The organism is Niastella caeni (genome assembly GCF_004834005.1).
Taxonomy (GTDB): domain Bacteria; phylum Bacteroidota; class Bacteroidia; order Chitinophagales; family Chitinophagaceae; genus Niastella; species Niastella caeni.
Window position 1 is genome coordinate 69866 of record NZ_STFF01000012.1, and the last position, 25110, is coordinate 94975.

Here is a 25110-nt window from a genome sequence, read left to right on the forward strand (position 1 = left end):
CCTTTGTTTTGCTTAGAGCTTATAGCTTGAAGCTTGCTTCCAACTAACTTACTCCATCCGTATTAACTTTCTTATCAATTTTACCAATCAGGCCTTGTAAAACTTTACCAGGTCCGCACTCGGTAAAATGAGTGCCTCCATCGGTGATCATGGTCTTGATACTTTGCGTCCACTTCACTGCGCTGGTGAGCTGATCAATGAGGTTTTGTTTAATATCTTCTTTATTGCCTACCGCTTTGGCTACAACATTTTGATAAACAGGGCAATTGGGATTGTAAAAAGTGGTAGCATCGATGGCTTTCGATAATTCTGCTTTAGCTGGTTCCATTAAAGGCGAGTGAAATGCGCCGCTCACGGGTAAAACCAATGCGCGCTTGGCGCCGGCAGCTTTCAGACGTTCAATAGCTACCTCAATTCCTTTAATGCTTCCGCTAATTACCAACTGGCCCGGGCAATTATAATTGGCCGGCACAACTATCTCATTGGTTTCTTCCTGTACAAGGGAACAGATCTCTTCCACTTTGGCATCATCCAAACCCAATACGGCCGCCATGGTCGACGGGTTTGTTTCACAGGCTTTTTGCATGGCCTGCGCCCGGATGCTTACCAGTTTTAATCCATCTTCAAAGCTCAACACGCCATTGGCTACCAATGCCGAAAATTCACCCAGTGAATGGCCGGCAACCATTTCAGGCCGTGCATTATCGATACTTTTAAATGCAATCACAGAATGAAGAAAAATGGCGGGTTGGGTCACCCTGGTTTGTTTCAGATCTTCTTCATTGCCATTAAACATGATATCCGAAATACGAAACCCCACAATCTCATTCGCCTGTTCAAATAATCTCTTCGCAAAAGCGCTGTTTTCATAATGGTCTTTTCCCATCCCCGGAAATTGAGATCCTTGACCCGGGAACACAAAAGCATGTGTCATAATGTAAAAAGGGGTTTAAGGAAACAAAAATGCCACAAAGGTTTTAACTATCCAAATAAAGAAGTCAGAAGTCAGTAGTCTGAAGCCTGAAATCCGAGGTCAGAAGTCGGAGCTCTGGCTTCCGAAGCGAGGTCAGAAATGCAAGATATTCTGACTTCTGGCTTCCGGCTGCTGACTTCAGTATTTTAATGCAGTCTGCTGGAAATTAACTTGGTAAACTCACTTCTGGTCTCATTTTTCTCAAATTCGCCCCAGAAAGCCGAAGTAGTGGTTACCGAATTTTGTTTTTGCACGCCACGCATCATCATACACAAGTGCGATGCCTCAATAACAACCGCCACACCCAGCGGTTGCAGGGTGTCTTTTATAGCATCAAGTATTTGAGTAGTCAGTCGCTCCTGCACCTGCAATCGACGGGCATATACATCTACTACCCGGGCCAATTTACTAAGCCCCGTAATATACCCATTAGGAATATAGGCAATATGCGCTTTTCCGAAGAAAGGCAGAATATGATGTTCGCACAAACTATATAATTCAATATCCTTTACCAGGATCATTTCGCTTACACTCTCCTTGAACTTGGCCGAATTCAAAATGGCCCTGGCGTCCATATCGTATCCCTGCGTCATGTATTGCATCGCCTTGGCTACCCGTTCCGGCGTTTTTACCAGCCCTTCCCGTTCAGGATCTTCCCCCAGTAATGTCAATGTTTCGCGGTAGTGATGAATAAGCCCCGGCATGATTTTATCTTCATAGTGTTCAATTTTTTTGTAGGCCATTTCCGTTGATTTAATTTATAATGCTTAACGCTTAATGCTGAACGCAAAACGCGGAACGCTTAACGCCCGCTCACCATTCACCACTTACGCTGGATATTCCACAAAATTTCTTTCTGTTTCATACAAACGTACCTGCAGCTCGAGCTGCGGGCCAATTTGTGCGCGTAACAGCTCATATATAACAAGGCAAATATTTTCTGCTGTTGGGTTCAGGGTTTTAAAATATTCCGTATCCAGGTTGAGGTTCTTGTGATCGAACTTTTCCAGTACGTGATCCCTGATCAGATCGCTTAATATTTTCATGTCCATTACGTAACCGGTTTCCGGATCAGGCACGCCAATTACTTTCACCACTAACTCATAATTATGGCCATGAAAACTGGGATTATTACATTTTCCAAACACGGCATCGTTCTTAGCCATATCCCAGGCAGGATTATATAAGCGGTGGGCCGCGTTAAAATGTTCCTTTCGGTAAACAGCTACTTTTTTGCTCATGTTATATGAAATACTAAGTAATAACGCTTTTTTTCTGTTAACAGTTGTCGCCTATTCCCCAAAATACTCCACAAAAATGCGGGGTGTTTCATACAGTTTAATGCCATGCAACTGCACACCGGCCGGTAATTGCGGTTGTAATTGCCGCCAGATGGCAATTGCCAGGTTTTCGGTTGAACACAATTGGTCTTTCATAAACGGCACATCCACATTCAGGTTCTTGTGGTCCAATTGTTCAATAACATATTGATTAATAATCTTGCTCAATTGCTTTACATCGCACACAAACCCGGTATCGGGGTTGGGCCGGCCTTTTACGGTAACATACAATTCGTAATTGTGACCATGCCAGTTCTCATTGGCGCATTTGCCAAAAACTATTTCATTTTGCTCCTTGCTCCAGTTGGGGTTATACAGTTTATGGGCCGCATTAAAGTGTTCAACACGAGTCAGATACACCATTGTTGTCGTGAAAATTTGCCGCAAAGGTAAGTTTAAAGTTTAAGGTTTAAAGTTCAAAGTTCATAGAACTGGCAGGGCAGGGCCATACCCGGTAGCTGGCAACTGGCAATTCCAACAAAAATCCGTTTAAACCCGGCAATCAGGAAGTATGGTACCTGAACTAAAAACCAAGAACCAAAGAACTATGAACCAAGAACTATGAACTTAGAACTAAGAACTTTCTTTTCTTTGCACCATGAATATTTTGCTGACGGCCGCTACGAACTTCGAAATTCAGGCTACCATTAATTATCTGGCAGACAATAGTTCTATGATCGGCAAAAACAAGTTTGAAATACTCATCACCGGCATTGGCAGTATGAGCACCGCCTACTGGCTTACCAAATCCATTGATAAACACCGGCCCGATCTACTTATTCAGGCAGGTGTCGCGGGCAGTTTTTCGAATAGTTATCCGCCGGGCAGCCTGGTATTGGTGAAGGAAGAAGTGACCGGCGATCTGGGGGTTGAAGAAAACAATGAGTTTAAAGACGTGTTCGATATGAACCTGCCGCAAATCACCGCGCCTTATACCGGTAAGAGCCTGGTGAACAAGCATGGAGAACTGCTGCAACGATACAACCTGCCGCAGGTAAAAGCAGTTACCATCAATGAGATCACTACCCGCGAAAGCCGCATACAACAGTTGCAACAAAAGTATCAGCCGGTTGTTGAATCGATGGAAGGCGCTGCTTTTCATTATATAGCATTGATAGAAAAAATTCCATATATACAATTGCGCGCTGTTTCCAACTTTGTAGGCGAACGCGATAAAACAAAATGGAAAATGAAAGAAGCGATTGAGGCACTTAATGAGGAATTGATAAAAATAGTACGTGAGGGGTTTTAAGTAAATAGCTGTAAGCTTCAAGCTTTAAGCTATAAGGAAAACATGAAATTGAGCTAATCTGTATTTGCTTACGGCTTATAGCTAATGGCTTACGGCTTAATTAAACTAAGAATTAAAAGATAGAATTCAAAACATAATGCAACTTACACTAGGTTTCTCCCCCTGCCCAAACGACACCTTTATTTTCGACGCACTGGTAAATAAAAAAATTGACACGGAAGGTCTCACTGTACAACCCGTACTGGAAGATGTGCAAACGCTCAATGAATGGGCATTGCAGGGCCGGTTAGACGTTACGAAGATCAGTTACGGTGTGTTACCACTTTTACTGGATAAATATATTGTATTGAATGCCGGTGGCGCCCTGGGCAAAGGCGTTGGCCCTTTGTTAATTACCAGGCATGGCAACGAGCACGATAAAGACGTGAATAACATGACCATTGCCATTCCAGGTGAGCATACTACTGCGCATATGTTATTCTCACTGGCATATCCGCAAGCCACTAAAAAGAAGTTCATGGTCTTCTCCGCCATTGAAGATGCGGTGTTGAACGAAGAAGTTGAAGCCGGCGTAATAATTCATGAAAACCGTTTTACCTATCAGCAGAAAGGATTGCATAAGCTCGTTGACCTGGGAGAATACTGGGAGCGGCAAACCGGAAATCCAATTCCGCTGGGCGGCATTGTAATGAAAAAAACATTTGATAGCGCCCTGCAGCAAAAAGTAGATGCCTTAATTAAACGAAGCCTTGAATACGCCTTCAAAAATTACCCGTTAATAACTGATTATGTACAACAACATTCCCAGGAAATGAGTGAAACGGTAATGCGGCAGCATATCGATCTGTATGTGAATAACTATTCTTTACAATTGGGACAGGAAGGGAAAGCTGCTGTACATACTTTTTTGGATATTTACAGGCAGCTAAAGAAAGTTAGCGCTGCGGCAGAAAATATCTTTCTGGAGGATTAGTAAAATGGTATGCCCTTTGCTGAAAATCGGGGAATGTTATAGCGTTATTGAACCGGGTATCTGATTTTGTAAGCGAATGCCGTTTGTAAAAGTAAAAATATGAAAAAAGTTTCCCTTGGTTTAGCAATTTTAACGTTGTTTTCCTGCGGCAATGTTGCGCAAAAAGGCAAAGGCAAAAAGTATTTTGCCGATCTGTTAAAGGATGTGGATAAAGTACAATTGAAATTCTTTAACCACGGCGATACGTTGTCTGAAACGATTACAGATCAAACAGAGATCAATATCTACAAAGAGCTGATCAACGGTAAACGCGATCCCAAACAAAAGACCAAATGCGATTCTACCGGTCAGATCCTTTTCTTAACCAAAGAAGCAAGCATTGTACTGAATGCCTATTTTTCTTCCCGGGCATCGGGCAGCAGATACGACAAGGCCTGTGTTACCTATTCTGTTGAACCGGAGCATTACGGTTCTGCTTTAACGGTAAGATCGGGACAGGATATCGACGATTATTATTATAAACTCCGCAGCACAGCCATCAGAACGGCGCAGCATTAAGGAATATTGAATAACGAATATTGAATGTCGAATGTAGAAGTGAAAACCGCTTCTGCATTCGATATTTTTTTTGCTGGTAATGCTTAACTGTTTAAATTCGCTCCCCCATTTTTGTGGGCGTCCCGGACTTAAGTCTGGATCCTTTCTGCATGCTGCCTTTCTTTATCAGCCTCTGCCCAATTCCCGTTTTACGGGACCCTTTTACAAAATCGCTGATATAAAAAAATTAAATTGTTATGCAACATTTTCCCGTTGTGTGCTCAACACTGTCTGCTACTCATTTGGGCAAGTTTCTGCAACAGCAGTATCATTTAAGCGCAGGTACCACCTGCAGATTATTACGTGCGGCCATCAATCATGCTTACCTGGTCACTGATGGCAGGCATAAATATGTATTCAGGGTATATAGTTTAAACTGGCGGAGTGGAATTGAAATAGCAGAAGAGATCAGGCTGTTGCAGTTGTTGAAAGATAATGGTATTCCCGTTTCCTATGCCATCCCTGACCCGCAGGGAAATTACATACACCAAATACCCGCACCTGAAGGTGTTCGGTTAGGCGTGTTGTTTTCCTTCGCTAAAGGAGAGAAGCAGCTTAATATTCCTGAAGCCCTTCATTTTAAAATAGGGGAGATCATGGCCCGTATGCACCAGGTAACACATAATATGTCGTTACAGCGGGTTCAGTATAATCCAGAGGTGTTGTTAGAAGATTCATTCGAACTACTTAAGCAATACATTTCAGTTGATACGGAAGAAATGCGTTTCATGCAGCATGCACAACAGTATTTGTTGCAACAGTATCATAACGTACAGGACTATCCCTTCCGGAATGGTATTATTCATCTTGATATCTGGTTCGATAACCTGAATATTCACAATAACGATGAAGTGACCTTATTCGATTTTGATTTTTGTGGTAATGGCTGGTTGTTGCACGATATAGCTTATTACATGTTGCAGGTGTATAATACCGAACGGGAAGAAGATCAGTACCGGTTAAAACTGGATAGTTTTATTAAAGGGTATGAATCTGTTACGCTCATTCCCGAGGCAGAAAAACAATTGATACCCACTGCCTCTATAAGCATTTATTTCTTTTACCTGGGCGTGCAATGCCTGCGGTTTGAAAACTGGACGAATACGTTCCTGAATGAGACCTACCTGAAACGGTATATCAATGTGGTGATAAAGAAATTGTATAATCATTATCAGTTGCCGTCGTTTGAAAGTTAGCGCTCCAGCGCTTTTTTATAAGTTTCCAAACAACGCTTGCGGGCCATTTCATGATCAACGATGGGTGTGGGGTAGGTGAGTTCATTCAGCTCCGGCACCCATTGCCTGATGTATGCCAGTTGCGGATCGAACTTTTTTGTTTGCAGGTGTGGGTTAAAGATCCTGAAATATGGCGCTGCATCGCAACCGCAACCTGCGGCCCATTGCCAGTTGCCATTATTGCTGGCCAGGTCAAAATCCAATAACTTCTCGGCGAAGTAGGCTTCGCCCCAGCGCCAATCTATAAGTAAATGTTTGGCAAGAAAAGAGGCCGTGATCATGCGCACCCGGTTATGCATAAAACCGGTGGCGTTCAATTCGCGCATGCCGGCATCTACAATGGGATAACCGGTATTGCCGGCGCACCAGCGCGCAAATTCATCTTCCTTATTGCGCCATTGTATGAAGTCGTATTCCGCTTTGAAGGCTTTGCCTTTGCCTACATGTGGAAAATGCCAAAGGATCATTTGAAAGAAATCGCGCCAGATCAATTCGTTCAGAAAGGTGTCGTTCAATTGAGTGGCCTGCTTTGCAAGCTGCCGCACACTGATGGTGCCAAAGCGCAGGTGCACGCCTAACCGGCTGGTGCCTGCAATGGCGGGGAAATCCCGGCGTTGATCGTATTCCTGAATGATGTTGTTATCAAATGTTGCAGATGGAAAGGAAGCGCCAGTTTCTTCAAACCCAATAGATTTCAAAGTAGGGACTGGCTTGATGGACTGTTGGTAAAAGTTATAAAAATACTTTTCTGTTGAATAACTTTTTAAATAAAATTCGTTCAGCGCAGCTTTCCATTTTCTGCTATAGGGCGTGAAAACAGTATAAGGCTTTCCATCGTCTTTAACCACCTCTTCTTTTTCAAATATTACCTGGTCTTTATAAGTATGAAATGCAATGTTGTGCTGTTGTAAGAATTGAGCAATGGCTTCATCTCTTTCGCGCGCATAAGGTTCGTAATCGTGATTGGTAAATACCTGCTCAATGGTATATTGTTGAGCCAGTAGTTTAAAGGCATTGAGCGGGGTATCGTGAAATGCTTGCAAGGTGGAACCTGTTTCACTCAGTTGTTGTTGCATTTGCTTCAATGCATCATGTATAAATGTTACGCGGCGATCGGCTTTCTGTGGTAATTGATCAAGGATATTAGTGTCGAAAATAAAGATGGGCAGTACGGGGTTATTACTTTTTAATGCATGATACAGCCCCGCATTATCGTGTAACCGCAGATCGCGGCGAAACCAGAAGATATTGATATGCATTATGGTCGTTTTGTTTTACCCCTAACCACTAAGGGGGAATTGTAAGTTTTGTCTTTTATTGATGCAAATTACCAGTTACCGGTTCCGCGTTTTGCTTTAAGCTTTCGGCATTGGGCTTTTGGCTGTATTTGCGTGCAGCGTGTAGCTTGCGGCTTGAAGCTGCTTTTCCAGGTTAGGCATGGTTCAAGCTACTTATGAATCTATTATACAATTGAGCAACTAATTGATTCGAGTAAACTTTATTGCGGAACTGGCTTACCCATCTGATTCCATACAAGGCATTGGTCAAAAACACTTCATTGGCTGCTTCCAGTTCATCGGGCGTACAAATTTTCTCTTGAACCGTGAAGCCCGCTTCAGCGAGTTTGATCAGTAAGTATTTTCTCATTACACCGGCCACACCGCCTTCCGATAAAGGAGGGGTATAAATAGTGTTTTGGTGGATGCGGAAAATATTGGCGATGGTGCCATCGCAGATGCGATTATGTGCATTGAGCACCAGGCAATCGTTCAACTGATGTTGTTTGGCGTATTGCGCGGCCATTACATATGGCAGGTAGTTGTTCGATTTTATGTTGGCCAGTTGATCGCAGCTTTTTTGAACGCCCGGACAAATGTCAATTTTTAAACCGGTTTCATTAAGCGCCAGGTAATCATCGGCCAGCGGTTCTGCCTGAATGATGATCGACGCATGGGGGGCATCGGCTACGAAGAGGTTGCCATTACCACGAACAATGGTCATACGTACACGGGCCGCGCCGGTGATGTTATTGCGACTGCACAGGTCAAGGATGATCTGGGTGATATAGTCAGGAGAATAATGTTCCGGCAGTTGCATGTTTAAAACAGACAGGCCGTGGTTCAGGCGCTCCATGTGTAAATCGAACAAAGGCATTTTTTCCTTCACCACTTTAATGGTTTCAAACAACCCATCGCCAAAGCGAAGTCCACGGTTACTGGCGCCAATGATGGGGGTATCGGCCGGAATGATCTCTTCATTGTAAAACAACCAATTGTTCATAGTGGTGAAGTTCAGGAAAGTATGGAAGAAAGACAAAACTCATCTCTTTTATATTAATGTTCGAACACTATGCAGTAATGGGCTTAAAAAAATCCGTCCCGATATTTCGAGACGGATTTAACAGACATTTTGACGGAACTTATCTATTTAGTTCTGATCGATTATACCATTTTTAACCGCATACATAACCAGACCTGCCATTGACTTGGCGCCGGTTTTGGTTTTGAGTTTGTCGCGGATAGCTTCAACGGTACGGGGGCTGATTTCTACGATATCAGCAATTTCCTTGGTAGTCTTTTCTTCGCACATAAGCTTCAATACCCGAATCTCTTTTTCCGATAAGTTTACGTCCTGTGGTCCGGCTATATCTGTGCGTTTGGTACGCAAACCAGTTAATAAAGCCTTGTTGGTAAGCTCATTAAAAAAGAATTCCTGTTCATAACAGGTTTTAATGGCCTGGTAAATTGTTTCTGAATCGGAATTTTTGGTGAGATAGGAGTTCGCGCCGATCTCCATGAGCTTGCTGATCATGGAATGATCGTTGTGCATGGAAAGGATGATAACTTTTGCTTCTGGCCGAAGTTTGCGAATCTCAGGCAGTGTTTGAATTCCATCCATAATGGGCATCTGAATGTCCAGCAAAATAATGTCTGGTTCGATGTGTCTGAGCAGGTTCAAGAGCTGCATGCCATTGTCGGCTTCGGCGATGAGCTCTACGTCCCTTTTAGCAGCCAGGGCTGTACGAACTCCGGCCCTGAATAGGGCATGGTCGTCGGCAATAGCTACTTTAATAACGCCTTCGGTGTCAGGTTTTTTCATGCGGGTTGTATTTTTTTATAAGATAAGGGATTGAAAATGTCTGTTTACACTACTTCAATTTTCGCTCCCAAAGTCTTAAATTTTCGTGACAAATACTATAGCAGATTTACGAAATTATATTATTTCGGAATATACGTAAAACATTTTAAAAGGTAAGTTTACGATGCCTATATGTATTTCATACTCTGTTGGTATGTGATTCTTACTAGATAAGGAAGTAAATACTGAATAAATAAAATAGGGCAATTCTGCTCTTGTCCACATAGTTATCCACAAGTATTTTTGGAGCCAAGTTGATTGACGGGGATTAACAACCTCGTATCTCGTCCAGAGTCCTTTAATTCAACCGTCCAAAAGTCATTTCAATATTCTATGGATACCGGCGAAAGTCCAATGTCAATCAACTTTTTTTTAGCCTTTTACTTTTTAGTCAATATACTGTCCCTGTAAAAACACGTACATCCATTCCCTGCTAACATCTGTCAACCTTTGAAAACAGCGTACCCGATAATCAATTCCTGGAAAGGCCTGGCTGTTTTGGCTCGTATTAATCCCTAGCTTATGGAATCTGTTCAGAGTACCATTGTCAATAACCTTATGATCCTCTGAAAGTATTAAACGTTGTTGGTTAGAGCTGTGTGTAAATTTACTATACCTGCTTTTTTTATTCGTGCTATCGGTACGGCAATAAAAAGGCAGGTATTTTTTTTGCCCCCTAGCCCCCTAAAGGGGGGAAATAGGCAAAGTGCATTTTTATTCAATATCTTTTTCTCATTTTGGGAGCAATGTGGATACTTGTAACTGTAGCAAAAGCCCTACAAGTTGGCAGACTCGGTAATTTACTCCCCTTTAGGGGCTGGGGGTATTCAACTGCGCCTGCATCCTTTTTACGCGGTCTTCGAGTTTTTCCGATGTGAGATTTTCCCGCATACTATCTACTTTAATGGGAAAACAGAATGGGGTTAACTGCTGTGGAAATGTTATGATGATTGTCGATTGCTGCACCCTTTCCAACATATTACGTAACCGTACTTCTTCCATCTGCTGATCGAATACTTCCTGGTAAGATTGTCGCAATAGTAAATTGCCCGGCTCATACTCTGAAAATACATTGAATAATAACGATGCCGAAGATTGTAAGTGCCGCGCCTTCTTTTGCTCGCCGGGATAACCCTGAAATATCAGTCCGCCAATAACGGCTATATCGCGAAATTTTCGTTTTGCCATCTCTGTTGCATTTGCACTTCGCTGAATATCAGCCAATAAATTGTCTGCGCTGAACAGTTCATACACATTGGTGTCATCCACCGGTATGGGCTGATCACTCAACAGTTCAAACCCATAGTCATTCATGGCAAATGAAAAGGTGATGGGCGTTATTTTACTGATGCGCCAGGCCAGGATGGCAGCCATGGCTTCATGCACCAGCCGGCCTTCGAACGGGAATACAAACAGGTGGTACCCGTCTTTAGTTTCTATCTGTTCAATCAACAATTCATTGGCGCCGGGTACGTGGGAGAGTTGTTGTTGCAGGTTGAATAGTGGTTCCAATACTTTCAGTTCGATGTCGGTTGAGTGGGATGGTGAATGGTGAATGGTGAGTGGTGAGTGGGAGTCTTTTTTTTGCTTCTCACGATTATTTGTTGGCTTTCCTAAACTTTTAGCCTCATCGAATTTCTCCCGCAACTTCTTGCCCAAATTAGCACTCAACGGCATGCGGCCGCCCTGCCAACTGGGAACGATCGATTTCTTAGCGTTTGATTTTCGAACCAGCGCCGTCATGTCTTTAATGGTTACCAACTCCAGTTGACGCCCGGCCAGGGTAAAAACATCGCCGGGCGAAAGACGGGTAATGAACCATTCTTCTATTACGCCAATAAATCCACCGCTCACGAATTTTACTTTCATCATGGCCTCGCTAACAATAGTGCCAATATGCATCCGGTGGCGCATGGCTATGCGGCGGCTGGTAATGCGATATACATCGTCTATGATCTCAACTTTTTTATATTCATCGTATTGCTGCAAGGCATTGCCGCCCGAGGTAATGAATTCCAAAATGGCCATCCACTCGTTGCGGGTCATGTCGCGATAACAATACGTAGATCTTATTTCCTCAAACAACGCTGCCGGTCGAAAGCCATCTGAAATGGCCAGGGTGCTGAGGAATTGTATCAGCACATCGAAACACAACTGCATGGGTTCCCTGCTTTCAATGAAGGTTTCTTCAACCGCCTTTTTCAAAGCTGCGGCTTCTACCAGTTCCAGCGAATGGGTGGGGAGAAAATAAATTTTACTTACATCGCCCGGACTATGACCGCTTCGTCCGGCGCGTTGCAAAAAGCGGGCAACGCCTTTGGGCGATCCTACCTGTATAACGGTTTCAACCGGGCGAAAATCAACGCCGAGGTCAAGACTGGCAGTACATACCACTGCCTTGAGCTTGCCGGTGTGCAAGGCTTCTTCTACCCAGATGCGCAGTTCCTGTTCAATACTGCCGTGGTGCAGGGCGATGGTCCCAGCCAGGTCGGGCGCAACGTTTAACAAGGCCTGGTACCACTGCTCGCTCATACCGCGGGTATTAATAAATATCAGCGTGGTGCGACTGGCATTTAAGATGGGCAATACTTTATGGATCAGTTTTAATCCCAGGTGCCCCGCCCATGGATACTTTTCTATTTCGTCGGGAATGATAGATTCAATGACCACGTCTTTGCGGATGTTGGCTTTGACGGTAGCAGCCATCTCCCGGCCCCCTTCGCCAACTGACGGAGAGGAGTAATTATATATTGGAGAGAGCAGCACTTCTTTCGCCTGGTCGAGATTGCCGATGGTAGCTGATATTCCCCAGACTTTCAATGGGCAATATGCAATAGGCAATTGGCTATTGGCCGATTGAGGTCCTTTGTCTATTGTCGGTTGCCCCTTCTCTATTGACTTTCGCAGTGCAACAAGCCGTGACACGGCCAGTTCAACCTGCACGCCTCTTTTGGAACCGATCAATTCGTGCCATTCATCCACTGCCATGATCTGTAGTTTTTCAAAAACGGCCGGGTAACCTTTTTGCGCCAGCAAAAGGTGCAGGCTTTCGGGTGTAATGATCAGTACTTCGGGCATCCGGCGTTTTTGACGCTGCCGTTCGCTTATTTCGGTATCGCCGTTGCGAATGCCAATGTTCCATTGCATGCCCAGTTCTGTGATCACTTCTTCCATAGCCCGGCCAATGTCTTTGGCCAATGCGCGCAGCGGAGTAATCCACAGTAGTTGTAACCCACTATTTGCTTTGGATTTCCAGTTTTCAGGGTGGTGATTGATAAAGTCGATAATGGCACCCAGAAAAACAGAAAAGGTCTTTCCACAACCCGTGGGTGCATTTACCAGTCCGCTTTTGCCATCGATGATGTGTTGCCACGTTTCTTCCTGGAAGGGGAATGGGTGAAGGCCTTTGTTTGACAGCCAGTCAACTATGATCTTATATCCGGTAGATGTTTGAAGCCTCATAACACTAGGGCATGAGACAAACACAACGATGAGTTTCAGACATGCCTTTTCCTTTGTGGGGTAATTTAGTGAATTTTCGATTGATGGATTGATTGCTTGATTGTTAGGCTTGCAGATGTTCTGGAGCCCGAGCTAAAGGGGTAACCATCGAACAACCGGGCCTATATCTTTCCCTATTTTGGAAAATTTTTCCGGTAAATGGAAGCAAATACGCATTACTATATGTTTTCATAATAGCAGTAGGGGTATTTCATTAAAATTTATAAATGGTTATAAGTGTAATTGATACAGGTATTTACGCATTAAGATGTAGATGTTATGGCGCACAGATGCAATCTTTTTGTAATCTGGCCTGCGTTTAGATAATTCCTATGCGCAAACCCCAACCCCCGACCCACATGAAAATGAATTTCCGTACTCCGGCCAATAGCCGCTGGTTATTGGTGGTCTATTGGGTGGTATGTTCCACCCGGGCAGTAACAGCCCAATGCCCTGCCGGCAGTATTATTAATACTGGCGGAACAATTACCAACGGCCAAACTGCATGTATCACCACTGCATTTAGCGGATCCATTCAGTTAAATAATGGTGCTACCATGGTCGTCATAAATGGTGGTGATTATACTGGTAATCTTTCAACCAATCAGGGATCTGCCATACAAATAGAAGCGGGCGGAAGGTTTGCGCCGAGCACGGCAAATAGTTTTTCCGCCAGTCTTACAAATAGCGGAATGGTGGTAATAAATAATATTTCGATCAGTAACGGTGCGGCTATTACCAATAGCGGCAGCTTTACCTGGGCAGGCAACTGGAACCAGAACAGTGCGCTTACGGTGTCGAACACTGCTTGTGGCACTATGACCTTTGATCAGGGTACCAACATGGGCAACAATGCAGTGATATTGAATAGTGGAATATTGAATTTTGCACAGGGGCTGAATACCAACAGCGGTACAACTATTAATAACCGGGGAAGATTGACAGTTGCCGGCGATATGAATTCATCGGGTTTGATCTACAATCAGCATATAGCCGTTTTCAGAGGCGGTAATAATAATATCAATAGCGGTGATTCCATTATTAACCTGGGCGAGATGACCTTTTCGAACAGCGTTAACAGTTCGCCGGGTATGCGCAATGAGGGTTTGTTTACAGTTGGTGGAACATTTACGATCAACAGCAACAGGTTTCTTCTAAATAACAGCAATGCACAGTTGCGTGTGAACGGTTTAAATAACAACGCCCAGGTACAGGGAAATGGCAGTTTGTATGTTTCCGGTGGAATAACCAATAACAATTCTATTTCGGGATATGGCGGCGGCGCTCAGCAATTGACCGTTAATCAAAGTATTTCGGGCACTACCAGTAACCTGAACGTAAATGGCGGCCTGGTAGCTGGTGATACTGTTACTTACACCCCAACCATGGATAATCCGGATGCCTGTACTGTGTTGCCAGTAAAATTGTCTTCACTGCAGGCTGTTTATCAACATAATCAGGTTCAATTAAACTGGACTGCCTATGCGCAGTCAAACGTTCGCTCCTTTACCATTGAATATAGCCAGAATGCGCAGTCGTTTACCGCAGCCGGTGAATTGATGGCCACTGGCGATAATAACCAGGCTACCCCATACGGGTATACGCATTCTCCTGCTGTTACAGGAACCGTTTTTTACCGGATTCGCGAAACAGCTATTGATGGAAAAGTGTATTACAGTAATATGGTGGTAGTGAAAACAGGGAATGCATTATTGGCAACAACCGAAGTGTTCCCCAATCCTTTTGCCGAAAACCTGCAAATTAGTATGCAACTGGAGAAAGCCGGAATGATCCAGATCGCGCTGTACGATGCTGGCGGTCGATTGATAAGAAAGCTTCAACAGCACGGGCTGGCAGGCAGAAATACCATAGCCATGAGTAGTTTGAGGGCGCTGTTGCCCGGTACCTACCTGTTGCAAATAAAAGCAGGCGAACATACTACGTTCGAGAAACTGATTAAATGATGTTACACGAGGGTTATTTTTGCACATCAGGCCCCGCTTCTGCGGGGTTTGCTTTTTTGGGTGAATGGAGAGTGGTGAATAAACTCGCGAATTTTAAGCACGCTTCATTAATTTCAAATGGCCTGTAATTGCTCTCTCGCGTTTGTTGCTCCTTCTCGTAGTTTCAGCGAAGCAAGGCCGGTTTTTAGTATTTGGCTTCTATTGATTGCTTGCAGCGTGCAGCTTGAAGCGGTATGCACCCCGCATTCACTAAAGCTTCAGGGCACAACATTAATCTTAAGTACTAAAGGGTCTTAAGGTACTCAATCACCGCTTTGCGTTCCTTTTCCGTTAACTTATCCCCAAACGTATGGCCGTAGTTGCCATAACCGGGCAGGTCGGAATTGTAAATGTTTTTGCCGCCGGGTTTTTCTTCTTTAGTGTATTTCCAGCCAAGCTTTTCATAATCGTATTCAGGTTTGTCGAAATCGCGGCTCCAGTATTTGGGGCGAAGATCGCTGTTGATCAACGCTTCCAGCGTTGGTACTGATCCGTTATGCAGGAAAGGAGCCGTTACCCAGATACCATCGAGCGGTGGCGCTATGTAACCCATAAATGGTTCCAGTCGGGCAGGGTGGTCGCCTGTAGTGAACCAACTTTGGTTGAACCAGTTTACAAACTGCGGACTGCTATAATTGCTCTTGTATAAAAAGGAATCGGTTTGAATAATGGATTCCGGTATCAACAGGTTGGGGTATCTTTCTGTTGCGCCATACGTACCGTGGCAATTGGAACAACTCTTATTAAAGATGGTTTCACCTTCTTTAGCCAGAGATTGATTGATAGTGCCGGGATATTTAGGCGGTTCCAGCGAATAGATATACGCCAGCAGATCGGGCATGTGTGTGTCTACTTCGTGCGATTCGGCGGTGTCGTTTACTGTAAGCAGGTTGGAAGCCATTAAGAATCGCCCAAAGTCACCCCGGCCAAACCCATTATAGAACATTGCATTCTTTTTCTTCAGCAACCACCATGGTGGTACATCCGATGGAATAACACCTTCGGGTATTTCCAGTTGGGCCTCCGGGTTCCATTTAAATGTTATCGGGTCGCGATGCGCTACCAGTACGGCCGCCAGGCGATCGGCGGAGTTTACACCTCTTATCTCTGCGATGAGGAATGGACTGATCGTTTTGGCAACATCAATAAATGGTTTGGCTGCTTTGTATTTATTCGGCGCTGTGAGCTTAAGCATGTTTTCAACCGCTCTCAGGTTCTTAAGGTTCAGCTTTTCATTATTGGTAAAATCAATAAACGTGTTGCCCAGTCCCATCACAAGCTGATTGTCGAATACCTGGGCGTGGCATTGCAGGCAGTTGGGGGCTACCAGCGCCTCGCCATTGGGTGAGGTAACCGTTGTGTATTCGTGGGAAATGTCGGCATTTTTTCCGGTGCGGTTGAGGTAGTTGGTTTTGTTTTTGCCCATGCCCATGACGAAAATGTTGAAGGGAATACCACCTTTTACATAATCGCCGGTTGTGAGGTACTCATATCCTTTTTGGGCATTGCCGCCTGTGCGTTGCACGCTTGGCGGAATAGGAACGGGTTCATATTCGCCATTGGTTAACACACCGGTAAAGGCCACACCACTGATCACAATGAGAGCGAGTACCATCCATTTTTTCATGCGCAGGAATTGTATCTCAAATTTACGAAATTCAAATTTGGCGGCTTACCCGGTTGCATGTTAAAATTATAGGTTTGTTTGAAAGCATGCCATAATCGCATGCCTGATCTCTTCCATGGCCTTTATGGCATACGCTTCGTTCCTGGTGCCTTCCAGCGGAAATACGGTCACTTTTTCAATGCCAATAAAATTCAGTATTGTTCGTAAATATCCTTCCTGGAAATCCAGTTGCTCCAGTTGAAGGCTTCTGTACAAACCGCCTTTCGCATGAATAATAAATGCTTCTTTTCCGTTTAACAATCCCCTGAATGCACCGCCTTCTGCATACGTAAATGTTTTGTGTATTCTTACAATATGATCGATGTAGGACTTCAGCGTTGATGGCAGCGACAAATTGTACAAGGGACTGCTTATGAGCAGGGCATCTGCCGCCTGCAGTTCATTCAACAGTGTATCGGAAAGCGCCAGTACATCTGGCGGAGCAGGGTTCATAAAAAAAGCTTCAGTTAACTGTTGATTGAGATGCGGAACGGGCTCGGCGGCCAGGTCGCGATAAATGATCTGGCTGTCAGGATACCTGATCTGCCATTGGTTTTGAAAATAATCTGCCAGCTCCCGGCTGTATGAATGGGCTTTTCTGATACTGGCGTCGATCCTTAATAATGTCTTCATAGAAGTTTTATTACTTAAGACAATTACCTCAACGCACAGGTGACAGTTATTTTACCGGGTAATGAGGGGCAGCTTGGCAACATCCAATATGGCATACAGGCCGGCCACCTTGTTTTCACGTATATGCAGGATCTGGCAAATAACCATTTTATGTTTGTCGAAAAAGCAAACGGCAGGTTCGTGGTTGAAAAAATGTATGCGGCATGTGTAGTTCGACTGATACTGATTGTACACCAGGAGCAATAGTTGTACAGTGGCTGTTCGCCCTGTTACCGATTCGCCAATGACCTTTACCTTGCTACCGCCATCGGCATATACTTTCACATCTTCGGTCAATAGCTTTTCCAGTTCCTTCACATTGCCGCTGGTAATGGCCTCGATATATGATGCAACAATTTTTCTGTTATGAATGGCATGCCGCATGGCTGGTTGGTGCAATGCTTTTTTAGAACGGGATAATAGTTTACGGGAGTTGTATGTTGAAATATTCAGCAACCCGGCAATTTCTTCATGGGAATAATCGAACGCTTCTTTCAGAATAAATACCGCCCGTTCTCTGGGTGTGAGCTTTTCCATCAATACCAGCAACGAGTACCTGGCAACGTTCTCTTTTATTAATCCTGCGTCTGGTGTTTCTGTTGGTACCGGTTCCGGCAACCAAACGCCGTATTTCGACTGGCGGCAGATCTGTTTTTTAAAATTGAGGGAATGATTGATCACCGATCTGGTTAAATAGTTTTCCTTGTTCAGAACGGTTGACTCATCCACGCCCACATATTTTTCCAGGGCGTCCTGCACCAGGTCCTTCGCATCTTCGTACGAACCTACTATATTATATGAATAGGTTAATAGTTTCTTGTAAAGCGAATCCATCTCTCTTTTCAGGTTAAGACAACTTTGCCGGCAGGGATGTGACAGGAAAGGGGGAATGTTATTTCCCATATAATTCAAGCATTCTCTTCAAATCTTCCAATGTGTTTATTTCTTCTGGTGGCTTATCGGTGCGCCAGCGGCTGATACGGGGAAAACGGAGGGCGACGCCCGATTTGTGCCGGTTGCTGGCGGCTATGCCTTCGAAGGCTATTTCAAATACCAGTTCGGGCTTTACGGTTCTCACCGGACCAAACTTTTCGAGCGAATTTCTTTTTACAAACGAATCTACCTGCGCAAACTCTTTATCGGTTAACCCTGAATAGGCTTTGGTAAACGGAACCAGTTTGTCGCCATCCCTTACGGCAAAGGTGTAATCGGTATACAGGTTGCTGCGGCGGCCGGCGCCTTTTTGGGCATACACCATCACCGCATCGATGGTGAGCGGGTCGATCTTCCATTTCCACCAGTCGCCTCTGCGCCGACCAACGAGGTAGGCCGACGACTTTCTTTTTAACATGATCCCTTCACTGTTGATGCTGCGACTTTGTTCGCGAATGGTTGTTAATTCATCCCAGTTGCTGAAGGTAACAATGGGGGATAGTTGCAGCCATGACAATTGCAGGGAAATAATTAATTTTTCTAACGCCGCTCTGCGTTCCGATAAGGCCATGGAGCGAATGTCTTCGCCATTCAATTCCAGCAGATCATATGCAAATAAACCGGCGGGCGCTTCCTGCAAATGTTTTTTGGTAACATTCTTTCGCCCGATGCGGGTTTGCAGCACATTAAAATTCAGTACCTGCCCATCTTTGTACGGCAATATCTCACCATCTATCACTACGCCATTGGGCAATTTACTTCGCAGAATTTCGAACTCCGGAAATTTTTCCGTGATGAGGTCTTCGCCGCGACTCCAGACAAACAACTGGTCATTTCTTTTGATCACCTGTCCGCGTATGCCGTCCCATTTCCATTCAGCCTGCCAGTCGGCCGGGTCGCCAAGCTCCTGCAATGCGCCTTCCAGCGCATACGCCAGGTAGAAAGGGTAGGGTTTGGAATGATCTGTTTGTGCTGATTGCTCGCTTAGCAACTGCTCAAATGAAGTAGTGGCGGGATCCCAGTTGCCACTGATGCGGTGGGCGATGATATTGGGTTCCAGTTGCACCGTTCGGGCCAATGCGTTCACCATTAATTTTTGCGAAACGCCAACGCGAAAGGTGCCTGAGAGCAATTTGTTGAATACAAACCGTTCACGACTGCTTAGTTCCTGCCATGATTGCAGAATAAATTGTTTCTTCTCTGCTTCCGGTGCTTTTTCCAGTTGCTGGAATTTCTCAACATAGTAATGAAGCGCGGCCCCCTTCCGGCCTTCTCCGCCAACTGGCGGAGAGGAGTGAGGTCCCTTTTTTTCAGGTATCAGCAGCGCAATGGTTTCCGACAGATCGCCTACGGTATGATAGCATTCCTGGAACAACCAGATGGGTAAATTAACCAGCTCTGTACACCACACGGCCAATTGGGTACCACTAACGGTACGGCGTGGCCGGCGTCCGCTGAAGAGGGCAATCACCCACACTTTGTCTTTTTCGTCGGCATGCGCGAAATATGTTGATAAGGCATCAAGCTTATCATTGGTTTTTGTGCTGCCACTTAAATTGTATATGAGTTGTGCAAACGTTCTCATTAATTTGAAAATTTGAAGATGTGTTAATTTGAAAATGGGAAATAATCTCATTTTCAAATTTTCAAATTGTTGTCATTTTCAAATTGTGTTTCCTCATCTTCCATACCAAACTCCGTCTTCACTTCCTTCGCATCAATACCCAGTTCATTTAGGTATCTACTAAACACAGATTGAAACCCGTGCGTTATATATACCTTTTGTGCACCGGAGGCTTTTACTGTTTGCAGTAAACCATTCCAATCGGAATGATCGCTTAGCGCAAAACCGGCATCGGCATTTCTGCGTCGCTGATTGCCGCGCACCTGCATCCAGCCACTACAAATGCCAACACTGTAAGGCGCAAAACGGCGCATCCACGGACTGCCATCTGCTGAGGGTGGTGCAATTACTACACTGCCTTTAAATGCTTCTTTGGGTGTTTCAGGCGTAATGCGTTGCACAGCCGGTAACTTCCAACCTGCCTGTAATAATGTTTCATGTACATTCCAGATAGCACCGTGTACGTAAACATTGCCTGTTACTTCTTCTACTGCTTTTAACAGTCGTTGCGCTTTACCCAAACTGTAACCAATCAACACCGAGGTTTTATTAGCAACTTCATTGTTGCGGATCCAGTTCTGTATGTCGCGGTAAATTTCCTCTTGAGGTTTCCAGTTATAGATGGGAAGTCCGAATGTAGATTCTGAAATGAACGTATGGCAGGGAATGGGTTCAAACTGGCCGCTGATGCCATCGAACTCTGTTTTATAATCGCCGCTTACTACCCATACTTCGCCTTTGTATTCCACCCGAATTTGTGATGAACCAATGATATGTCCGGCAGGATGCAGTGATACCGTTACTTCGTTCAGCAAAATTTTTTCATTCCATGCTACTGCCTGGTAGTTGTTTGGTCCTAACCGCAATTGCAATAATGGTAAGGTATCGCGATGGCACAGGTATGCCTGGCTGCCGCCGCGGGCATGATCGCTATGGGCATGCGTGATCACTGCTTTGTGAACCGGTTGCCAGGGATCTATGTAGAACCTGCCTGGTTCACAATAAAGGCCTTTATCTGTGAATGAGATCAGTGGCATAAAGACTGTTTCAGGTTACAGGTTACAAGTTGCAGGGAAAACAAAATACAGTTGCCAGTTACCAGTTACCGGGAAAACAAAATACAGTTACCAGTTACCTGTTTCCGGTTACCGGGAAAACAAAATACAGTTGCCGGTTACCACTAATACCAAAACAAAAAGCCGTGCCAGGGTTTACCCAGCACGGCCTGTATTAATTGCTTTAGACTGTTTTCTTTATGCCTTGTTGCCTTGTTGCCTTTTTGCCTCGTTGCCTTTATGCCTTTTAATAAACTGTCTTCACCACCCCATCTACTTTCTTGACAAAGTAAAGTTTTTTGTTTTCGTAGTAGTCGTGGGTCATGGTTGTTCTATTAATGACTGGTTGAATATCGAATTCGCTAAAAAGCATGTACTTCTTATCACTCAGGCTCGACCCCACGTTCTTCCCATACAATTTCAATAGATGGGCGAAGTGGTACAATGTTTCGTAACCACGGAAAACCATATCCGATGGACGGGAATAGTAGGTTGATTTGAAGTTTTCAAGCACAGAAGCCGCCAGTTTGCCGGTAGGCGCTATATAGAATGGTGTGCTGTAAATTATCTCCAGGTTTTTGTACTGCGATTTTTCAAAATCGATCTGGTCCCAGGTAGGCATACCTACCACTACATTGGGACTGTTTGCTTTACTTAACAATGCCAGTTGCTGGCAAAGTGTTTGGGCGAAGAGGGGATCGAGGCTGCCAGCCAGGCAAATGTTGGGCTTTTCGTCGTTGAGATATAATTCAAGCTGATCCTGCGTGAAATTATTTTCCAGCGTTACGTATTTCAATTTCAACTTCACCGCTGTGGTTTTTTCAAACTCGGTAAAGTAATTCCGCACACGGTCTTCCTGCACGCCTTTCTTCCTGAATACAATGATCTCCTGTAAAGAATAATTCTTTTGCAGGAACCGGTAAATGCCAACGCAATGTGTGAGCAGGGTAGAGCTCAGAATTACATAATGCGGGTTATTCTGAATACCTGCATCGCTCGGCATATTTACATTGATGAAGGGAACGTCCATTGCAGCGGCTATATTGGCGAATTTAACCGCTTCCGTAGCCGTTACCTGTCCAATAATAAGATCGGTTGATTTGAATGCTTCACTTGCCAGCAGGGAGTCTATTCGCTGGGTAGGCATTTTGGTATCATATACATGAATATCCATTTTAATGCCTTCTTTCTTCAAAGAATCGATAGCCAGTTCAGCGCCTTCCCAAAATTCCAGCCCCTGGCTGGCTTGTTTGGGAAAGGTTTTAGCGTCGAACCGGTAATTGCCGGCCATGTCGAAGGCCGTATCAAGATACAATGGTGTAAAAATCGCAATTTGTTGACGGGAAGTATCTGTTTGCGCAAATGATGTTGTTTGCGTCGTTGGTGTTATTTGAGCAAATACAGGCGATACCGGCCCCAAGGCAAGACAAGAAAGTAATAATACGAACCATTTTTTCGTCATAGGAATGCTTTATGTACAAACTGTTGAAAAGTCGCTAGTAAATTCATACCTCACGAAATTCATTGTTACCGGTTACCGGTTTCCGGGTCCCGGGAACTGGTAACCGGTAACTGATTAGACGTTTACTCCCATTCTATCGTTGCAGGCGGCTTGCTGCTGATGTCGTAAACCACCCGGTTTATGCCTCTAACGTTATTGATGATATCAGTCGAAATATGTGCCAAAAATTCGTAGGGCAGGTGGGCCCAGTCGGCGGTCATGCCATCTACGGAGGTTACTGCTCGTAAAGCTACGGTGTATTCATACGTTCTTTCGTCGCCCATAACGCCTACACTTTTCACTGGCAGCAGAATGGCGCCTGCCTGCCAAACCTGGTCGTATAAATTATGTTCTTTCAATCCCTGTACATACCGGTGATCGGCTTCCTGCAGCAATTGAACTTTGTCGGGGGTAATTTCTCCCAAAATACGAATGGCCAGGCCGGGTCCGGGGAATGGATGGCGGTTCAACAGTTCGCCGGGGATGCCCAATTCACGACCAACGCGGCGTACTTCATCTTTAAATAAGAAGCGCAAAGGTTCTACCAGTTCCAGGTGCATGATATCGGGTAAACCGCCTACGTTGTGGTGCGATTTAATAGTTACCGAAGGGCCATGTACCGAAACGCTTTCGATCACATCGGGGTAAATAGTGCCTTGCCCGAGCATTTCAACACCTTCAAACGCTTTGGCTTCCTGTTGAAATACTTCGATGAACAAACGGCCAATGGTTTTGCGTTTTGCTTCGGGGTCGGTTTTACCTTTCAGCTCATCGTAAAACAATTGTTTTGCATTTACGCCTTTTACATTCAGTCCAATGGTCTTATAGGTATCGAGCACCTGTTCAAACTCATTTTTTCGCAGCACGCCGTTGTCAACAAAAATGCCATACAGGTTATTGCCGATGGCTTTATGAATTAAAGTGGCGGCAACGGTAGAATCAACACCTCCGCTTAAGGCCATGATCACTTTACGGTCGCCGATCTGTTTTTTCAGCGCATCAACCGTATCGGTGATAAAGTGAGCGGGGGTCCAGCTTTGCTGGCAGCCGCAAATATTTACGAGGAAATTCCTGATAATTTTTTTCCCTTCCACCGAGTGGTATACTTCGGGGTGGAACTGTACGCAGTACAGGGGATTGGCTTCGCCGTTCTTTTTAAAAGCGGCAAAGGGAATGCTGTCGGTAGTAGCCAGTACATTGAAGCCGTCGGGCATCTGCAGAACCGAATCGCTATGGCTCATCCAAACCTGCGACTGGTCCATCACATCTTTCAACAGCACGTCGTCGGTTTGCTTGTGCATGAGGGCACGACCGTATTCGCGTTTGTTACTTTTAGCTACTTGTCCGCCAAATTGTTTGGCCGTTAACTGGGCGCCGTAGCAAACACCCAGTACGGGCAGTTGCTGGTGCAGGGCTTTTACATCTACTTCCGGGGCCTTGGGATCGTTTACTGAAAAGGGCGAACCCGACAGGATAATGCCTTTCAGTGAAGGATCTATTTCAACTTTTTTGTGATAGGGAATTATTTCGCAATACACGTTGGCCTCCCGGACGGCCCTGGCAATCAATTGGGTATACTGACTGCCGAAATCGAGAATAAGAATCTTTTCCGTCATGGTGGTGCGAAGGTAAGAAAATACAGCTACAAGCCACAAGCTTAAAGCTGCAAGCAATACTGCTGCACGCACGCGAATACAGCCAAAAAAAGTTTTCCCTCAATGCCTTTATGCCTCTTTGCCTTTGCTTACAGCTTGGGGCTTGAAGCTTGAGGCTTTCCCTCATTGCCTTTTCATTAAATTAATCCACTATTCGTCAACCGTTTACTGTAACATTTTTTCCCATTGCGCGTCAAATGATATAAAAACCGGTTAATTTGTAGGACTTAATCATGCTAAACCTGTAAATATGAAAAAATGGCAAGTCTTGGCGCTTTTGGGCATCATTATAATTTCTTCCTGTGGTTTTGGCGGCAGACGTATTCGTGGTAATGGCAATGTGAGAACGGAAGACCGCGGTCAGAATAATTTCAAAGGGATTGTATCATCCGGTTCGTTTGATGTATATGTATCATCCGGTTCTTATTCGGTAAAAATTGAGGCCGAAGAAAACCTGCTGCCTTATATTCAATCCTACGTGGAGGGCGACGTATTAAAGTTGCGTACTAAAAACGGATACTGGCTAAGCCCGGAAAAAGATATTAAAATATATGTAAGCGCACCGGCGCTTAATAAAATAATTTCCAATGGTTCGGGAAATATTGTTACCCAATCCAAAATAAGCGATGCTTCCCGGATTGAAATTGAAGTGAATGGTAGTGCAGATATCAAAGCTGATGTTGATGCGCCTGAAGTAAAAGCCGAATTACGCGGCAGCGGTGATATGAGCCTTACCGGCGATACCAAATCGTTCACCGGTAAAGTGGTTGGCAGTGGCGACATCAGGGCCATGGACTTAAAGGCGGAAGAAACTACCATTGAAATTGTTGGTAGCGGTAATGCAGATGTTTACAGCAGCGTAAAGCTTAACGTAAATGTGGCCGGCAGCGGCGATGTTCGTTATAAAGGTGGCGGCGAAGTGAACAGCCATATTGCAGGAAGCGGCGGCGTAAAGAAATTGGATTAAGAGGTTGGTGTGAATGATGGTTAAA

21 protein-coding genes are annotated in these 25110 nt (G+C 44.7%); 6 read left to right on the plus strand and 15 right to left on the minus strand.

What is annotated here, in order from left to right; all coding sequences use genetic code 11:
* Window positions 1–43: 43 nt before the first annotated feature.
* The 4 genes from fabD to FAM09_RS27835 all read right to left on the minus strand — a co-directional run bounded on the left by fabD (window position 44) and on the right by FAM09_RS27835 (window position 2676).
* Window positions 44–934, minus strand: a complete 891-nt coding sequence (gene fabD, locus FAM09_RS27820; RefSeq protein ID WP_136580441.1) for an ACP S-malonyltransferase — start codon at window positions 932–934, stop codon at window positions 44–46.
* Between the two features lie 185 nt (window positions 935–1119).
* The gene (gene folE, locus FAM09_RS27825; protein ID WP_136580442.1) at window positions 1120–1716 is read right to left on the minus strand and encodes a GTP cyclohydrolase I FolE; all 597 of its coding nucleotides are present in this window, start codon (window positions 1714–1716) and stop codon (window positions 1120–1122) included.
* Between the two features lie 84 nt (window positions 1717–1800).
* The gene (locus FAM09_RS27830; protein WP_136580443.1) at window positions 1801–2214 is read right to left on the minus strand and encodes a 6-pyruvoyl trahydropterin synthase family protein; all 414 of its coding nucleotides are present in this window, start codon (window positions 2212–2214) and stop codon (window positions 1801–1803) included.
* A 51-nt stretch (window positions 2215–2265) separates the two neighbouring features.
* Entirely contained in the window at window positions 2266–2676 is a 411-nt protein-coding gene (locus tag FAM09_RS27835; RefSeq protein ID WP_136580444.1) for a 6-pyruvoyl trahydropterin synthase family protein, read from the minus strand.
* A gap of 235 nt (window positions 2677–2911) precedes the next feature.
* Between FAM09_RS27835 and mqnB the strand changes: the two genes are divergently transcribed.
* From mqnB to FAM09_RS27855, 4 genes are all read left to right on the plus strand, one after another.
* Window positions 2912–3565: a futalosine hydrolase gene (gene mqnB / locus FAM09_RS27840; protein WP_136580445.1), complete on the plus strand. Its 654-nt coding sequence runs from the start codon at window positions 2912–2914 to the stop codon at window positions 3563–3565.
* A 136-nt stretch (window positions 3566–3701) separates the two neighbouring features.
* Window positions 3702–4538, plus strand: a complete 837-nt coding sequence (locus tag FAM09_RS27845) for a 1,4-dihydroxy-6-naphthoate synthase (RefSeq protein WP_136580446.1) — start codon at window positions 3702–3704, stop codon at window positions 4536–4538.
* A 99-nt stretch (window positions 4539–4637) separates the two neighbouring features.
* Complete coding sequence (locus FAM09_RS27850; protein ID WP_136580447.1) at window positions 4638–5096, plus strand: hypothetical protein; 459 nt, start codon at window positions 4638–4640, stop codon at window positions 5094–5096.
* Between the two features lie 236 nt (window positions 5097–5332).
* Window positions 5333–6331 carry a phosphotransferase enzyme family protein gene (locus FAM09_RS27855; protein ID WP_136580448.1) on the plus strand — a complete coding sequence of 333 codons (999 nt, stop codon included), beginning with the start codon at window positions 5333–5335 and terminating at the stop codon, window positions 6329–6331.
* On the opposite strand, the gene FAM09_RS27860 is transcribed toward FAM09_RS27855, so the two are convergent.
* From FAM09_RS27860 to FAM09_RS27875, 4 genes are all read right to left on the minus strand, one after another.
* A complete protein-coding gene (locus FAM09_RS27860) occupies window positions 6328–7629 on the minus strand; it encodes a cryptochrome/photolyase family protein (protein ID WP_136580449.1) in 1302 nt (433 codons plus the stop codon). The genes FAM09_RS27855 and FAM09_RS27860 overlap by 4 nt on opposite strands.
* A gap of 172 nt (window positions 7630–7801) precedes the next feature.
* Window positions 7802–8650, minus strand: a complete 849-nt coding sequence (locus FAM09_RS27865) for an aminotransferase class IV (RefSeq protein ID WP_136580450.1) — start codon at window positions 8648–8650, stop codon at window positions 7802–7804.
* A gap of 147 nt (window positions 8651–8797) precedes the next feature.
* Window positions 8798–9469 (minus strand): response regulator transcription factor, encoded by a 672-nt coding sequence (locus tag FAM09_RS27870; protein ID WP_136580451.1) that lies wholly within the window; start codon window positions 9467–9469, stop codon window positions 8798–8800.
* A gap of 849 nt (window positions 9470–10318) precedes the next feature.
* Window positions 10319–12970, minus strand: a complete 2652-nt coding sequence (locus tag FAM09_RS27875) for a ligase-associated DNA damage response DEXH box helicase (RefSeq protein ID WP_136580452.1) — start codon at window positions 12968–12970, stop codon at window positions 10319–10321.
* A gap of 398 nt (window positions 12971–13368) precedes the next feature.
* Here FAM09_RS27875 and FAM09_RS27880 point away from each other — a divergent pair, with 398 nt between their 5' ends.
* Window positions 13369–14973 carry a T9SS type A sorting domain-containing protein gene (locus FAM09_RS27880; protein WP_166437287.1) on the plus strand — a complete coding sequence of 535 codons (1605 nt, stop codon included), beginning with the start codon at window positions 13369–13371 and terminating at the stop codon, window positions 14971–14973.
* Window positions 14974–15256: 283 nt separating this feature from the next.
* Here FAM09_RS27880 and FAM09_RS27885 read toward each other — a convergent pair whose 3' ends face one another.
* From FAM09_RS27885 to guaA, 7 genes are all read right to left on the minus strand, one after another.
* A complete protein-coding gene (locus FAM09_RS27885) occupies window positions 15257–16639 on the minus strand; it encodes a c-type cytochrome (protein WP_136580454.1) in 1383 nt (460 codons plus the stop codon).
* 66 nt (window positions 16640–16705) lie between these two features.
* Complete coding sequence (locus FAM09_RS27890) at window positions 16706–17311, minus strand: FMN-dependent NADH-azoreductase (protein ID WP_136580455.1); 606 nt, start codon at window positions 17309–17311, stop codon at window positions 16706–16708.
* Between the two features lie 51 nt (window positions 17312–17362).
* Window positions 17363–18184: a sigma factor-like helix-turn-helix DNA-binding protein gene (locus FAM09_RS27895; RefSeq protein ID WP_166437288.1), complete on the minus strand. Its 822-nt coding sequence runs from the start codon at window positions 18182–18184 to the stop codon at window positions 17363–17365.
* Window positions 18185–18242: 58 nt separating this feature from the next.
* Complete coding sequence (locus FAM09_RS27900; protein WP_136580457.1) at window positions 18243–19868, minus strand: ATP-dependent DNA ligase; 1626 nt, start codon at window positions 19866–19868, stop codon at window positions 18243–18245.
* Between the two features lie 53 nt (window positions 19869–19921).
* Entirely contained in the window at window positions 19922–20944 is a 1023-nt protein-coding gene (locus FAM09_RS27905) for a ligase-associated DNA damage response exonuclease (RefSeq protein ID WP_136580458.1), read from the minus strand.
* A gap of 265 nt (window positions 20945–21209) precedes the next feature.
* Entirely contained in the window at window positions 21210–22424 is a 1215-nt protein-coding gene (locus FAM09_RS27910; RefSeq protein ID WP_136580459.1) for a type 1 periplasmic-binding domain-containing protein, read from the minus strand.
* Window positions 22425–22546: 122 nt separating this feature from the next.
* Window positions 22547–24079, minus strand: a complete 1533-nt coding sequence (gene guaA / locus FAM09_RS27915; RefSeq protein ID WP_136580460.1) for a glutamine-hydrolyzing GMP synthase — start codon at window positions 24077–24079, stop codon at window positions 22547–22549.
* A 289-nt stretch (window positions 24080–24368) separates the two neighbouring features.
* On the opposite strand from guaA, the gene FAM09_RS27920 reads away from it, so the two are divergent.
* Entirely contained in the window at window positions 24369–25085 is a 717-nt protein-coding gene (locus FAM09_RS27920) for a head GIN domain-containing protein (RefSeq protein WP_136580461.1), read from the plus strand.
* Window positions 25086–25110 lie beyond the last annotated feature (25 nt).